Here is a 16,277-nt window from a genome sequence, read left to right on the forward strand (position 1 = left end):
TTTGCAAGTAAAATTTTTTCTATCAAAGGATATTATTGAAAATTTTGTTAAAAGTTAAGTGATATGCTTCCTGCTGCAAGCATAAGCAGGCATAAGATTGTCCAACCGTATAAAATGATGATCCGTATCCTTATGTGCCAATTTTCTATCACTATTTCTTCTTTATCATTTTCTTCTTTCATCCCTCTATAACTCAGATATGCAACAAATATAACTGCTGCAATAACCACAGAATTGATTACCGGCTGAAACATAGTCAGCTGGAACCTTCTCAATGTACCACATACCGTTGGAATTTCTTCTTGATTTATCATTTGGTAAATAGGACGCAATATTAAATAACTGAATGTCTTTTCTCCTCCGTATACCCACGAAAAAGAAACTATCATACTAAAAATAACGCCTGTATTTACAACAAAATCCAGCAACAAAGATTGATTGATCTTCCGTTCATTAAAGAACAAAACCAAAACCAAAAATGGAGCCAAATAGACTATCCAATAAGGTGCTATTTCTAAAAAAAGGGAAAAATCAGCCCATAGCAAAAATGCAAACCAAATAAATTTTTTACCGTTTCTCTCTACGTTATCCGTTAATTTCTCCATATATGCCGCTATATATATCAAAGCTCCCACAAGAAAGCACAAGGAAAAACCCCCATTTCCTGCCGGAACAGACACCTTTAACAAGTCGGATACTACTCCGGCAAGAAAAATGTTGTTACTGTCACTGTTTAGAGGATTCAGTAAATAAATTCCTTTACAAATAAAGACCGGTATTAAACTGACTACAGCCTTTAATATTATATATCGAATCCGCTTTTCTTCCAGTAATAACAATATCCCATATGTCAATATCGCAATTGGCTTCATGGTAAATGCAATTGAAAATCCCAGTAAACACCTCTTTTTATCCTGCTCCATCCAGCCAAGTATTCCATACATCATAAAAAATACCGGAACTATGTCGTATTGTGCCGCAACAAGAATGGGAAATACAAACAATAATGAAATCCCTGACAGGTAACAGACATATTGGCTTATCTTATCACTAAATCCAAGTTTTATTGCTATTTTCTTTAAAAGAAGTATGGTTCCTAATGTGAAAAGAATCAATAAAAGCTTAAACCAGAGCAAACAGCCCACCGACATTACATCAATGCCCCATAATTTATTTAACCCCCATACAGGTATTCCCCATACGGCAAATACAATATAAATCCCAATATCATATACAGCGCCTTCGGGGGCAATCCCTGTTTCTAATGCATTCATGTAAAAACTGGCAAATTTTCCGTCAAAAAGAGAATCCAGAAAAGTCATGGAAAACCGCGCTGTTACTGTTATGTCTGCATAAAACATAGTAAGCGTCATTATGATTAATATAATCGCCGCCGCGACTTTTTCTGGCGCTCCTATGGTAAAATCTACCCTCTCCTTTTTTATAGCAGACATCTGTTATATTTCCTCCTCTTTGTCGTTGAAATTTATTTTTTCCGCAATGACTACCCTTGGGCGCTTTAATGTTTTTGTATTGATGCTCAGCATGTACTCTCCTAGAATTCCAATGAAGAACAGCTGCATTGCTCCTAAGAAAAATATGCCAACTGTTATAGAAGCCATGCCAAAAGGATAGGAATCCCAATACATTAACTTCTTAATCATCACGCTGATTGCATAAGCCGCACTGGCAATTCCAAGCAAAACCCCACAACAAGTGGATAATCTCATAAGCTTCTTGGTGGAGGAAGTGATACCTTCCATTGCAAAGTCATAATTTTTATAAAGATTAAAATTAGATTTTCCTCTTTTCGAAATGCTCTGCTTATATGAGACAGTCCCGTAGTCTGTGGCATACTCAGCAATCACCTGCTTTAAATATGGCTGCATCTCCTCAATTTGTCTTAAAATAGAAATAAATTTTTTATCGTACAGACCAAATCCATTAAAATGCTTGATTTGTGTTTTATCTGAAAACACACCAATTAATGTATAATACAGCTTTCTCATAGCGCTCATCAGCCACTTTTCATCACTGCCGCTTTTTTGTCCAATTACTACCAGTTTTCCGGCTTCCCATTTCTCTATAAACTGCGTCAAAAGCTCTGGCGGATCCTGTAAATCTCCAAATACCAGAAAAGCCGCATCTCCGTCCGCCATTTGTAAAGATGAAAAAACATTCCTGGAAAATCCAAAGTTAGCTGCATTAAAAACGGCTTTCACATGCTCAGGATCTTTCTCGCAAATCTCCCTGATAATTTTTCTGGTATCATCACTGGAATAATCATCTGCAAATACCATTTGATAATCATAATCCACCAGCTCGTTTTTAAATACATTTCTCACTTTCTCATATAGTAGTGTAATGCTGTTTTTTTCATTATAGCATGGTACTACAACACATATTTTCTTTCTTCTGCTCATAATCGTTTTCTCTTTACTGCTTGGTTATTGCTTTCTTTATTTTTTAGCCGTAGAAGCCTTTTGCCTGGCATCTTCCTCCTGACGCATTTTCTCCGCCAGCTTCATTTCTTCCTGTGCCTTTTTTATTTCCTGAAGCGCTCTCTTTTCAGCCTCCTGTGCTCTGTTCATGGCTTCCTGCGCCAGTCTCTTAGCTTCCTCTGCTTCCTCTCTGGCCTTTTCTGCCTCTGCCTTAGCTGATTCCGCTTCGCGCTTTGCCTCCTCTGCCCGCAGCTGGGCTGCCAAGGTCGCTTTCTTTTTCTCTATCTGCTCCTTTTCTTTTTCGGTATAAGGACTATAGGAGAAGATACTTGCCGACAAAGGCGCGCTTTCCATGGTAAAGGAATAGGGCTTACCATCCACTTCCTCCTCCATGACAAACTTAACATCGGAATTGATCCTTCCAAGGCCGTCATAACATTTCGCATCCGTATTCAAAATTTCCTTATATTTTCCTTCGTAAGGCACGCCAATCGTAAATTCCTGGGCCGTATTTGCAAAATTAACTACGACTACCAAAATTTCTTCATTTTTTTGTGATTTACGCAGGAAAGATACCATACACTTTTCAGGAGAAATACAATTAATCCACTCAAAGCCTTCCGGGCTGGTGTCTAATGCATAAAGCGCCGGCTTTTCCCTATACAAGGCATTTAAGTCTTTGACCAAACGGCTAAGCCCCTTATGCGGCTCATGCTGGGTGAGGCTCCATTCCGTCTCTCTCGTCTCATCAAACTCGCGGAACTCTCCAATATCCTGCCCCATAAAAAGCAATTTCTTTCCGGGATGGGTCATCATATACGTATAGGTGATTCGCAAATTAGCAAACTTGTCCTCCAAAACCCCTGGCATTTTTCCAATCAGAGTAGATTTCCCATGAACCACTTCATCGTGGGAAAATACCAGTATAAAGTTTTCACTGTAAGCATAAACCATGCTGAAAGTCAGCTCATTATGGTGATGCGCCCTGAAATACGGGTCATAGCTGATATATGCCAGGAAATCATTCATAAAGCCCATATTCCACTTTAAATCAAATCCAAGTCCGTCATCTTCTACTTTTCCGGTAATTTTCGGCCATGCGGTAGACTCCTCAGCAATCATAAGCACACCGGGGTTTCTCTTTTTCATTACAGAATTTAAATGCTTTAACAATTCAATCGCCTGGAGGTTTTCATTGCCGCCATAGATGTTAGCTACCCATTCTCCATCCCTTTTTCCGTAATCCAGATAAAGCATGGAGGCTACCGCATCCATCCGGATTGCATCTATGTGATACTTCTCTACCCAGAAAAGAGCATTTGCAATCAAATAATTGGAAACCTGTGGCCGTCCATAATTGTAAATCAGAGTACCCCAATGAGGATGAGCTCCCTGCCTGGGATCTGCATGTTCATAAAGACATGTACCGTCAAAATTGGAAAGACCATAGGTATCTCTTGGAAAATGAGCCGGAACCCAGTCTAAAATCACACCGATTCCTTCCTGATGCAGTGTATCTACAAAATACATAAAGTCTTCTGCTGTCCCATATCTTGCCGTAGGTGCATAATACCCAATTACCTGATACCCCCAGGAGGCATCTAAGGGATGCTCCATAACCGGCATCAGTTCCACATGTGTATATCCCATCTCCTTCACATATTTCACAACTCCAGGCGCAAGCTCTCTGTAATTTAAGTATTCATCCGTATCTTGATTCCGCTGAAAGGAACCTAAATACATTTCAAAAACACTGATGGGTGAATTTTCCTGCTGGTGCTTTTCTCTCTCTCCAAGCCACTTCTTGTCCTTCCACTTGTAATCGCTGATATTCCGGACAATTGATGCTGTTTCCGGGCGAAGCTGCTGTCCGAAGGCATAAGGATCCGCCTTCAAGAAAGTAAGACCTCCTTTAACCTTTATCTCAAATTTATAGCATTCCCCTGGTTTCACATCAGGTATAAAAATCTCAAAAACACCGCCCTCTTTGCTGCGCTTCATCTGATGCACTCTGCCGTCCCAATGGTTAAAGTCACCAACTACGCTGACCCTAAGTGCGTTAGGCGCCCATACGGCAAAGAACGTGCCTTCCACGCCATCCACGGTCATCAAATGGGCTCCTAGCTTTTCATAAATTGTATAATGAATACCTGCTCGAAACTTTTCAATGTCATTTTCCGTAAGGCCAATGTTATATCTGTATGCATCCTTCACACATACCACCTGTGAATCTTTGTACTGAACTTCGTATTCATAACGATCCGGAACCTTCCCCGAAACCAGACAAGCAAAATACCCAGATTCATCCACCATTTCCATTTTGCGTTTCTTGCTGTCATTTTCTATTACCAATGAAACTTCCCTTGCCCCCGGCTGGAAGGTCTGAAATAAGACACTTTTTCCGGTTACATGAGGGCCTAATACCTCATGCGGCTTGTCCTCCTCCGAATAGATAATCCCTTCAATTCTCGGCCAGTTCATCAGTTTATAAAGTCTGTCGTTCATGTTTAACCTCCCCTTTCCGGTGCCGGTCCATTATTTACTATATATGTTATTTTAACAAAGATATCTGTACAACACAAGCATCAAGTGCTACAATAAAGGCCATAACACTTGGCAAATTATAATGTGTTATTTAATATTTGTAAAGGATGTGAAAATATGTTTCAAACTACAAAAAACTCAGTTCAATTTGAATCTATCAGCTCGGAGGATAAGGCTATGCTTGACCGCATCAATGCTTATGCCGAGCAGGTTTTAGGCGATATTGATCCACAAAAAACCCGTATTTCCTTTCAGCTTGACAAGTTAAAACCTATCATGCAGGAAATTGCTGATGAAAAGGGAATGAAGCTTGAGGACATTTTCATCAAATATATGGATTTGGCCAGCCTGGTATCTGCGAAGCAAAATGCCATGCTCAAAGAGGATTTTGATGAAAATGGATTAACAAACTTTGTGGAAATGCCATAATGGCATAGCTATGGGATTCGTCTCAAAGAAATTATAGAAAACGCTGATTCGCTTGGCGCAAGCTTGTTGACTATAAATTACCCCGCCACCTGCAGCATTGCAAGCAGCGGGGTATATATCTTTTGGCCGGATATCCTGAAATAGCAATTTAGGCTATTTTACCACTCTTACCCTAAATACACCTTTAATAGCCTGAAGCTTGCTGATAATTTCAGCATCCGCAGCCGTTTCAATATCTATCATTGTGTACGCCACTTCCCCCTTTGACTTGTTCATCATATCCGTGATATTGATTCCCTCATCCCCAAAGCATGCCGCAAATTTCGTAATCATATTTGCAATATTCTTATGGAAAATTGCCACGCGCCCTGCCTGAGAGCAGATGCCCATATCACAATTGGGATAATTGACACTATTGATAATATTCCCGTTTTTCAAATAATTCATCATCTGCTTCACTGCCATCTTAGCACAGTTATCTTCCGATTCTTCCGTAGAAGCCCCCAAATGAGGAATCACTACACATCCTTCCGCTCCGGCTGTGGTAGGATTCGGGAAGTCAGTCACATATCTACGTATCTTTCCTTCCTTTATGCCTTCAAGTACATCTTCCTCGTTTGCAAGCAAATCTCTTGCAAAATTAAGAAGGATCACCCCATCTTTCATCTTGGAAATAGCTTCTTTATTTATCATACCCCTGGTAGAATCAAGGAGCGGGACATGAATCGTGATAATATCACAGGTCTCATAAATTTCTTCCACATTAAGCGCGTGTTTCACGTCACGGCTTAAATTCCAGGCAGCATCCACCGAAACATAAGGGTCATAACCATACACTTCCATGCCCATATGTTTTGCAACATTGGCAACCTTAACGCCGATTGCGCCTAATCCAATGATCCCCAGCTTTTTATCCGTAAGCTCCGTACCGGCAAAACGCTTCTTTTCTTTTTCCGTAGCTTTGGCAATATCCGCATTGTCCTTGGCTGATTCCACCCAATTGATACCACCTACTATATCTCTGACTGCAAGCAGCATACCTGCAATCACCAGTTCTTTTACGCCATTGGCATTTGCACCGGGCGTATTAAATACAACAATACCCTTTTCCGCACATTTATCTAGGGGAATATTGTTGACGCCTGCTCCGGCTCTTGCCACCGCTAGAAGGTTATTTGACAGCTCCATATCATGCATAGCTGCGCTTCTCACCAAAATACCCTGAGCCTGATTAACATCCTGGGTGTTTTCAAATTCCTCCGTAAATTTTTCCAGTCCAATCTGGGAAATTGGATTTAAACAATAATATTGAAACATTTTTCATTTTCTCCTTCTGTTGTGCCAGTAACACTTCAAACAAATCTCAATCATCCATTCTCTTTTTCAAACTCTCGCATAAAAGCCACCAGTTTTTCAACGCCTTCTATAGGCATTGCATTGTAAATGCTTGCGCGCATACCGCCTACGGTCCTGTGTCCCTTTAAGTTTACAAATCCGGCGTCCGCTGCTTCCTTTACAAATTTTGCATCCAGTTCCTCACTTCCTGTTACAAAAGGAACATTCATAAGGGAACGGTCCTCTTTCCTGACGGTACCTTTAAACAAAGCGCTTTCGTCCAGAAAATCATACAAAACTTTTGCTTTTTTCTCATTAGATTCCTTGATAGCGGATAAACCGCCCATCTTCTTTAACCATTTGAATACCTTACCGCAGATATAAATGCCATATGCCGGAGGCGTATTGTATAAAGAATCCGCATCTGCATGAATTTTATATTTTAACATGGTTGGCGTTCCAGGCAGGGTATCCTCCGTAATCAAATCTTCTCTGATGATAACAATCACCACCCCTGCCGGTCCCACATTCTTCTGCACACCGCCGTAAATGACGCCATACTTCGTCACATCAACCGGCTCTGACAAAAAACAGGATGAAACGTCCGCCACCAAGGTATGCCCCTTAGTATCAGGCAGCGTCTTAAATTTCGTTCCGTAGATTGTATTATTTTCACAGATATAAACATAATCGGCATCCTCCGGAATGGGAAGGTCAGAGCAATCCGGAATATAGGAAAATGTCTTGTCCGCCGAAGAAGCCACTTCAACCGCTTCACCATAAATTTTTGCTTCCTGAAAAGCCTTTTTAGCCCACTGCCCTGTGACAATATAAGCTGCCTTACGGTTTTTCATAAGGTTCATAGGAATCATGGCAAACTGCTGACTGGCGCCGCCCTGCAAAAATAACACCTTATAATTATCCGGAATATTCATCAGCTCCCGTAAGTCCGCCTCCGCATCCTTGATAATTTTGTCATACACTTTGGAACGATGGCTCATTTCCATCACGGACATACCTGAACCCTCATAATCAAGCATCTCAGATGCCGCTTCTTTTAGTACTTCCTCCGGTAAAACCGCAGGCCCTGCCGAAAAATTATACACTCTGTTATATTCTTTGGACATTACTTTATTCCTCCTTAAAATCTCCCCATCCTTCTCCATAAAATCTTCATACCGTCACCAACCACATCATTAGGGTGTTGGCGTAGAATCTGTTTTGGTTTTCACAGCAACACTTGAAAAACATTTTAACCGCATTTAACACTTTAGTCAACTGCTTTAGTAAAACATCACACAGGGCGTTCCTATTTCCACCATGTCATAAAGCTTTGAAACTTCCTCCAAAGGCGTGTTGATACAGCCGTGGGACCCATTGGTTTTATAGATTTCGCCTCCATATTCACTGCGCCAGGATGCATCATGAATCCCAACTGCTCCCTTTACCGGAATCCAGTACTTTACCGGCGAAGCGTAATCCTCTCCCCGAAGCACTCTGTTTCTTTCTTTATTATACACATAGTTCGTACCTGTGGGGGTACCTCTGCGCAGTCTTGTATTCCCTGTTACCACCGGTGTTTCCACTTTAAGCTCACCTTTTTCGTAGTAATACATCATCTGGTTTGTCATATCCACTTCTATATAGGTATCCCCAATATCATCCTGCCCCTGTTTAAGAGCGGTTTGCAGATATACCGGTTCATGTTCTTCCCGTTTATGGGCCAAAAAAGCCGAAAGCAAGTATTCCTTTTCCGCCTCCCGGTCCAGTTTATTGCCATAAATACCGCCTTCCACATTCACTACTTCGCCGCGGGTAGCATGGAACAATCGCGCAGCGCCTACCGTATCATACTGATCCGCCAGTCTGTCAACAAAGGCATAAACCTTTTCTTCATCTGTGCACAAATTCCCCTGCCCGTCAAAAACAAAATCCCCGTTTTCATCCAGCTTCAAAAACTCGCACGCCACGCTTTCGTCAATTGGATACTTTTCCTCACCAAACAGGTATACAATGCCGCAGTCCTGATAAGCTGATAATTTCTGCCACAGAGAAATCTGATCCTCCATCTCTTTTGTCAGGGGAAGATTTTCATAGCAGCCCTCCGCCTCCAGATCAAGCACAGCCTCGCAGTTCTCAAAAGCGCTTTTAATCGCTTCTTTTGTCCTTTCCTCATTCAAGATATGGGTTCTCTCATCTAAAAGATAATAACCCGTATCTCCCTTTAAGATTTCCACCTTCAGCTCATTCGGGGCCTTTCCCTTGAAAAAAGGAAAAGAATTTACGATTTTCTCATAAGCCTCAGCATCATATTCCGCCACAGGCCTAAAGGTTTTTCCATCCGGTTCCCCAAGCAGATTTTCTATCCACAGATAAGGATTTTGTTTTTCCAGATACAGCGAAAGGCCCTCGGCAAAATCAAAAGAAAGGCCCACATCCTGCGCTGAAATAGCATAAGACTTACCATCACTGTCTAGGATGGTAAGTCCGGTATAGTTACATTGTTTTAACAGTTCATCATTTACTTCATTGATACTCTTTCCGGTACAATATACGCCATTGATCCAGGTGCCATAACTAAAGCTGTCCCCATAATAAAGCGCCAGCCCCAAATACATTGCCGCTATGGATAAGAGTATGATAGAAAAACCAATGCACGTTCCTTTTAAAACATTTTTTCTCATGATTCCTTTTCCAAATCCGTTGCATCAAACACTTCGCTGATGGGCGCTCCTGCCGGCACCATAGGAAACACTTTATCATCTTCCGGAATCACACACTCAATCAGCACCGGTTTTTTCATCTCAATTGCTTTGGCGATTGCATCTGCAACTTCTTCCTTACGTGTAACACGGATGGCTTCGCAGCCAAGCCCTTTTGCTACCATGCAAAAATCAACCCCATCCTTAAGAACCGTCTGGGAATACCTCTTTTCATAAAACAGGGTCTGCCATTGCCTTACCATTCCCAGCACATGATTGTTGATCACAATTTCAATCACCGGAATCTGGTATCTTGCCGCAGTTGCCAGCTCGTTCATATTCATGCGAAGACATCCATCCCCTGCAATATTGATGCATACCTTCTCTGGCCTTCCCATCTTTGCCCCTATGCATGCGCCCAGACCATAGCCCATCGTTCCAAGACCGCCTGAGGATAAAAAAGTCCTTGGCTCGGAATATTTATAATACTGCGCCGCCCACATCTGGTGCTGTCCCACATCTGTTACAATCACTGCTTTTCCATCTGTCACCGCATCAATCTGCTCCATAATGTAAGGACAGGATAGAGCGCTCTCATCATAGTTCAGCGGGTACTTTTCCTTTAATTCTTTTATATGCGCATTCCACTCCTTGTGTTCCATTTGGGAGAGCTCTTTATTTATGAAAGTGAGAATTTCCTTTAAATCTCCTACAACCGAAGCGTCTGTCCGTATGTTTTTATTGATTTCCGCCGCATCTATATCTATGTGGAGAATTTTGGCCTTCGAGGCAAACATTGCGGCGTTTCCCACCACCCGGTCGGAAAACCTTGCCCCAAGGGCTACTAAAAGATCGCATTCACTGACGCCCAGATTGGAGGTCTTAGTTCCATGCATACCAATCATTCCGGTATATCGTTCGTCATGTCCGTCCATGACCCCCTTTCCCATAAGGGTGTCGCACACGGGTGCATCCATAAGTTCCGCCAAAGCTCTCACTTCTTGATAGGCTCCGGAAGTCACAGCGCCGCCTCCCACATAAATAAACGGCTTTTTTGCTTCCTGTATCAGTGAGACAGCCTTTTTAATATCTTCTTCGGTATATTTACAACCGGACTCACACCTTTTTGGCTCCTGCTTTGTATATTCCCATACCCCCGCTGTCACATCCTTTGTAATATCCACTAAAACCGGTCCCGGTCTTCCTTCCTTTGCTATCATAAACGACCTTCTAATCGTGTCTGCAAGCTTTGCAATATCCTTTACAATATAACTGTGCTTGGTGATCGGCATTGTGACGCCTGCAATATCTACTTCCTGGAAGGAATCTTTTCCCAGAAGGGGAAGATTCACATTACAGGTAATCGCCACAACCGGAACTGAGTCCATATACGCAGTCGCAATACCTGTCACTAAATTGGTTGCCCCCGGGCCGCTGGTAGCAAGACAGACTCCCACTCTGCCGGTCGCGCGGGCATAACCGTCCGCCGCATGGGCGGCCCCCTGTTCATGGGAAGTTAAAATATGCGTAATTTCTTTGCTGTGCTTATACAAAGCATCATAAACATTTAAAATCGTTCCTCCCGGATATCCAAAAACAGTATCGACTCCCTGTTCCTTTAAACACTCCACTACAATTTCCGCACCTGTAAGCTGCATCCTAACCTCCATTCTTGCTATTATGAGCAAATTTGCTGCTTAAAAATCTTTGATTTTTCAATTTATTTGGGGATTTCCAAAATTGCCCCTCTGTTTCCGCTTGTAACCATTTCTCTGTATCTTGCAAGATACCCGGTAGTTACCTTCGGCTTTCTTGGCTGCCATTTTGCCGCCCTCTTTTTCATTTCTTCATCGGAAACCTTTACTTCAAGCTTCATTTCAGGAATATTGATGCAAATCATATCCCCTTCCTCCACAAGGGCTATGGGGCCTCCCACCGCCGCCTCCGGCGAAACATGCCCGATGGACGCCCCCCGGGATGCGCCGGAAAAACGTCCGTCCGTAATCAGCGCCACACTAGAGCCAAGTCCCATACCTGCAATGGCTGAGGTAGGATTCAACATTTCACGCATACCAGGGCCGCCCTTTGGACCCTCATAGCGGATTACCACCACATCTCCTGCCACGATTTTTCCGCCTTTGATGGCATCAATTGCATCCTCCTCGCACTCAAATACTCTGGCTGGGCCTTCATGCACCATCATTTCGGGCACCACCGCAGAACGCTTTACAACACTGCCGTCAGGCGCCAAATTTCCTTTCAGCACCGCCAGGCCCCCTGTAGCAGAGTAAGGATTGTCAAGAGGTCTTATTACCTCAGGATTTTTATTTACTGCATCTGCAATATTTTCGCCTATTGTTTTTCCGGTTACGGTCATACAGCCTGTATTTAAAAGGCCCGCATCCGACAGCTCCTTCATGACCGCATACACGCCCCCTGCCTCATTCAAATCCTCCATATAAGTAGGGCCTGCCGGAGCCAAGTGACATAAGTTGGGGGTTTTTTCACTGATTTCATTGGCAAAGGCTATATCAAAATCAAATCCAACTTCATGGGCAATAGCCGGCAAATGAAGCATGGAGTTGGTAGAACACCCAAGGGCCATGTCCACCGTAAGGGCATTTAAAATGGCATCCTTTGTCATAATGTCCCTCGGACGGATGTCCTTGCGGTACATCTCCATCACCGCCATGCCCGCATGTTTTGCAAGCTTGATTCTCTCCGAATACACGGCGGGAATCGTACCGTTCCCCTTAAGTCCCATACCCAGCGCTTCTGTGAGACAATTCATGGAATTAGCCGTATACATGCCGGAGCAGGATCCGCAGGTAGGGCAAACCTTTTCTTCAAACTCTCTTACATCTTCCTCCGTCATGGTTCCCGCCGCATGGGAACCAACCGCCTCAAACATAGAAGATAAGCTTCTTTTTTGTCCCTTTACACGGCCGGCCAGCATAGGGCCGCCTGACACAAATACGGTAGGCACGTTGATTCTTGCCGCCGCCATCAAAAGTCCAGGCACATTTTTATCACAGTTCGGCACCATCACCAGCGCGTCAAATTGATGGGCTAAAGCCATGCATTCCGTGGAATCTGCAATTAAGTCTCTTGTAACCAGGGAATATTTCATTCCAATATGCCCCATTGCAATCCCATCGCAAACGGCAATCGCGGGAAACACCACAGGCACACCTCCGGCCTGGGCAACCCCAAGCTTAACTGCCTCCACAATCTTATCCAGATTCATATGCCCCGGCACAATCTCATTGTAGGAACTGACAATGCCTACCATGGGCTTTTTCATTTCCTCCTCCGTAAATCCCAATGCATTAAACAAACTCCTGTGAGGGGCCTGCTGTATACCTTCTTTTACTTGATCACTTCTCATTTTCTACCTCTTTTCCATATGTTTTTAGACAAATCCTCCTGCAGAGGGTTCACAAAACGTAACAACTTTTCATTTATAAATTGCTTCATCATTTTTTACATAAAGAACATAATCATCGTTTTCGTAAGTTTTGCTCATATTCTGTTCCATATATTCCCATGGAATGCTGTCATAATAATGGTAAAATTCCCAAACCATCTGGTTAAAATCCGGCTCCATCATCCTTTTATCCAAAAGAACCACATCTGCGCCTTCGATTTCCGTGTTCTCGCAGCGGATTCCGTAAAGGAAATACAATAGGTACTGCTGGTTGCAGTCCGTCACACAGAAATTTTCCCATTTGTTTATATTCGCTTTTGATAAAGCTTCCTCAATCTCATGCTCCCGGTCTCCGTATTGCGCATTATATCCAGAAAAGAAAAGACATTTTACACCAAAAATACCTATCAACAGTAATACCAAAAAAGAAATCCTCTTTCTTTTCCCTTGCTCCTTTATTTGGGCACATACCCTATCCAGGATATATTGGATCAGTACCACAAGTAAAATGGCTAGAAGAACGCCACCATAGGCAAACACCCTGTAATAAGGACGTTTACACTGTATCAGAAGACAAATCGGCACCAGAAAACTTCCCATAAACAAGCACAAATATAGCAGCAGTTCTCCATCCATAGCCTGGTTCTCGAAGCTTGAAAGCGTTTGATTCTCTCTACGCGTTATACCCTGCCTAATTTTCCAGACCAAAAATAACAGCCCAACTCCCCACACTACGGCAATGGCTCCAGAAAGGGAACCATAATAGTAATGAAACAAATTACCCATCCATTCTAAGAGCCTGCCTGTAAACCCTGCCCGCACCTCACTTTGAATATAGGGCGTATCCAGCATGTATTCCATACCTCTGCCGATTGCCGCCAAGGGCGCATTTAAGATCATCTTTACATGCCCCATGCCATAATAAATGCTTGCCACATCCTTAACCAGAAGGTTTGAACCGATAGCCAGCCAAATTGTGGTATAAAGAAAAATTGTCCCCAGCGCTGCCACAACGCAAGCAACTACAAGCTGGAAAAGTTTCTTCCGGCTTTCAGCCTCTTTCCCCTCCCATATTCCTTTTACAAGAAGGTAAATACCTCCTGAAAAACAGAGAGGAACCACCCAGTACACATTGCTGCTGACCGCGTACAATCCTAAAATCAATGCGGCGGTATAAATCACATAATATCTTTTTGGCGTCTTTCCTTCCCTGCAAATAAAAATCATACAGAGCCATGCCGTTAGATAACAGGTAATCCCAAGCGTATATCCTCTCCCCTGTACCGCAAGCTGGTTCACCAGGTTCATGGACACGTACAGGATAACTCCCGCCAAAGGCCAGAAGCCCTTTTTGTATTTTCCTATTATTTCATAAAGAAGACACAGATTCGCCAGCGCACACAGATAAGATATCCCCCGCAGGCCAATATAAGAATTTCCCAGTAAGTCAAGACAAGCCGAAAGCACCGAATACCCCACATGGTTATTAGGAAGGGGCCAGTGAATCGCCGCATATACCGGTCCGTTGCTGATAAAATAATAGTAGGTATACAATTCATCATACCACGGCGTCAGTGCGAACATGCGATAGCCATAATATACCGCCATAGCTATCAGCAAAACAAAAAATGCAATCCTTCCCTGCCTGTCCATCTCCTGTTCATCTAACAGTCCCTTTCGCTGCTTATTTGATTTCATCTGCCAACAAATCACCCATTTCTTTACAGCCCACCAGCTTACATCCTTCTGACATAATATCTGCGGTGCGATAGCCTTTTTCCAGAATATTCTTAACGGCCCTCTCCACCTCATCTGCTTCCTTATCTAAATCAAAGGTAAAACGCAGCATCATAGCGGCAGAAAGAATCGTTGCAATGGGATTTGCAATATCTTTTCCTGCAATATCCGGCGCCGAACCATGGCTTGGCTCATAAAGGCCAAATTTACTGTCATTTAAAGATGCGGATGCAAGCATCCCAATAGAACCTGTCACCATGCTGGCCTCATCGGAAAGAATATCTCCAAACATGTTTTCCGTCAAAATCACATCAAACTGCGCAGGATCTTTCACCAACTGCATAGCGCAATTATCCACCAGCATATGCTCTAGCGTAACCTCCGAATAATCCGCTGCCACTTCCTCCACAACCTTGCGCCACAGCCTTGAGGAATCCAGCACATTAGCCTTATCCACGCTTGTAACCTTTTTGCGGCGCTTCATAGCAATATCAAATCCCTTAATGGCAATCCTGCGGATTTCATTTTCATTATAAGTGAGCGTATCAACTGCCTTACGCACGCCTCCCTCCTCTGTGGTATAGCGCTCTCCAAAATACAACCCGCCGGTCAGCTCGCGCACAATCACCATATCAAATCCGGCCTGACTGATTTCCTTTTTCAAAGGGCAGGCATCTGCCAACTCGTCATAGAGAACCGCCGGTCTTAGATTTGCAAACAAATTAAGGGCCTTGCGCAATGCCAAAAGCCCGGCCTCCGGCCGCAGCCCGGGCGCAAGCTTATACCATGGCGAGGTGGCAGTATTTCCACCTATGGATCCCATAAGCACACAATCCGCCGCTTTCGCTGTCTCTACCGCTTCCGCTGTAAGTGGGACGCCATGCACATCTATGGATGCACCTCCCATTAAAATATCTGTATATACCATCTCATGTCCATAAACACTTGCGATTTTGTTCAATACCTTTTTGGCCTCCGTCACAATCTCAGGCCCAATACCATCTCCTGGTATACATGCAATATTCAGCTTCATTTCCTTTCCTCCTGACTTTTACCTATAAAATAAGACGCATATTCTGCGCCTTATTTCCATCAACAAGCTGACTCGCCAAGCGCGGCAGCGTTCGACCTTTAAATTAACTGGGGATTTCCTAATACGGCATCCATCGTTAACATTGTTTATTCCGCATCAGCCTTCTCAACCTGAGCAATTGCGGATTTCTGCATGGGAATACGGCAATTCTTGTTATTACCAAACTCTACGATTACCGTATCATCCGTAATATCTATAATGATTCCGTAAAAACCACTGCTGGTAAGCACGCAGTCTCCCACCTCAAGGGTAGAGAGCATTGCCGCCATTTTCTTCTGCTCCTTCTTCTGTGGACGAATCATAAAGAAATAGAAGAAGGCGCCGATCAGTACCAAATACACAATCATAATAATACCGCCTCCGGCTCCCGCAGCAGCTTCTCCTCCTGTCAGTAAAATACCCATTTAAATTTCCTCCTAAAATAAAAATATATTTATATTACATTTCATAATACACTTTATAGTAATCCTCCATGCTTATAGGCAGCCCGCAAATTTGGGCGCAAGCACAAATTTTTCTGTGAAAAATTTATTTTTCACAGTATACTTTCTGTCATCTTCTTAATCGTC

The 16,277-nt window shown here is 43.2% G+C and carries 12 protein-coding genes; 1 reads left to right on the top strand and 11 read right to left on the bottom strand.

Annotation, left to right across the window (positions count from 1 at the left end):
• Positions 1–47: 47 nt before the first annotated feature.
• Genes D5281_RS05775 through glgB form a run of 3 tightly spaced genes read right to left on the bottom strand, consistent with a single transcriptional unit; the run spans position 48 to position 4,946 of the window.
• Positions 48–1,454: a hypothetical protein gene (locus D5281_RS05775; protein WP_160559186.1), complete on the bottom strand. Its 1,407-nt coding sequence runs from the start codon at positions 1,452–1,454 to the stop codon at positions 48–50.
• A 3-nt stretch (positions 1,455–1,457) separates the two neighbouring features.
• A complete protein-coding gene (locus D5281_RS05780; RefSeq protein ID WP_160559187.1) occupies positions 1,458–2,423 on the bottom strand; it encodes a glycosyltransferase family 2 protein in 966 nt (321 codons plus the stop codon).
• 36 nt (positions 2,424–2,459) lie between these two features.
• Complete coding sequence (gene glgB, locus D5281_RS05785; RefSeq protein ID WP_160559188.1) at positions 2,460–4,946, bottom strand: 1,4-alpha-glucan branching protein GlgB; 2,487 nt, start codon at positions 4,944–4,946, stop codon at positions 2,460–2,462.
• 156 nt (positions 4,947–5,102) lie between these two features.
• Between glgB and D5281_RS05790 the strand changes: the two genes are divergently transcribed.
• The gene (locus D5281_RS05790) at positions 5,103–5,414 is read left to right on the top strand and encodes a hypothetical protein (RefSeq protein WP_160559189.1); all 312 of its coding nucleotides are present in this window, start codon (positions 5,103–5,105) and stop codon (positions 5,412–5,414) included.
• Positions 5,415–5,567: 153 nt separating this feature from the next.
• On the opposite strand, the gene D5281_RS05795 is transcribed toward D5281_RS05790, so the two are convergent.
• The 8 genes from D5281_RS05795 to yajC all read right to left on the bottom strand — a co-directional run bounded on the left by D5281_RS05795 (position 5,568) and on the right by yajC (position 16,112).
• Positions 5,568–6,731 (bottom strand): phosphoglycerate dehydrogenase, encoded by a 1,164-nt coding sequence (locus tag D5281_RS05795; RefSeq protein WP_160559190.1) that lies wholly within the window; start codon positions 6,729–6,731, stop codon positions 5,568–5,570.
• A gap of 50 nt (positions 6,732–6,781) precedes the next feature.
• Positions 6,782–7,876: a 3-phosphoserine/phosphohydroxythreonine transaminase gene (serC, locus tag D5281_RS05800; protein ID WP_160559191.1), complete on the bottom strand. Its 1,095-nt coding sequence runs from the start codon at positions 7,874–7,876 to the stop codon at positions 6,782–6,784.
• Positions 7,877–8,032: 156 nt separating this feature from the next.
• Entirely contained in the window at positions 8,033–9,433 is a 1,401-nt protein-coding gene (locus D5281_RS05805) for a L,D-transpeptidase family protein (protein WP_160559192.1), read from the bottom strand.
• Positions 9,430–11,109 (bottom strand): biosynthetic-type acetolactate synthase large subunit, encoded by a 1,680-nt coding sequence (gene ilvB, locus D5281_RS05810; RefSeq protein ID WP_160559193.1) that lies wholly within the window; start codon positions 11,107–11,109, stop codon positions 9,430–9,432. The genes D5281_RS05805 and ilvB overlap by 4 nt, the downstream gene beginning before the upstream one ends.
• A 62-nt stretch (positions 11,110–11,171) precedes the next feature.
• The gene (gene ilvD, locus D5281_RS05815; protein WP_160559194.1) at positions 11,172–12,839 is read right to left on the bottom strand and encodes a dihydroxy-acid dehydratase; all 1,668 of its coding nucleotides are present in this window, start codon (positions 12,837–12,839) and stop codon (positions 11,172–11,174) included.
• Between the two features lie 69 nt (positions 12,840–12,908).
• Entirely contained in the window at positions 12,909–14,576 is a 1,668-nt protein-coding gene (locus tag D5281_RS05820; RefSeq protein ID WP_160559195.1) for a glycosyltransferase family 39 protein, read from the bottom strand.
• Positions 14,563–15,648 (bottom strand): 3-isopropylmalate dehydrogenase, encoded by a 1,086-nt coding sequence (gene leuB / locus D5281_RS05825; RefSeq protein ID WP_160559196.1) that lies wholly within the window; start codon positions 15,646–15,648, stop codon positions 14,563–14,565. The genes D5281_RS05820 and leuB overlap by 14 nt, the downstream gene beginning before the upstream one ends.
• Positions 15,649–15,794: 146 nt before the next feature.
• Positions 15,795–16,112 carry a preprotein translocase subunit YajC gene (yajC, locus tag D5281_RS05830; RefSeq protein ID WP_277935204.1) on the bottom strand — a complete coding sequence of 106 codons (318 nt, stop codon included), beginning with the start codon at positions 16,110–16,112 and terminating at the stop codon, positions 15,795–15,797.
• Positions 16,113–16,277 lie beyond the last annotated feature (165 nt).

Source organism: Parablautia muri (assembly GCF_009917485.1).
GTDB classification, from domain to species: Bacteria; Bacillota; Clostridia; order Lachnospirales; family Lachnospiraceae; genus Suilimivivens; species Suilimivivens muri.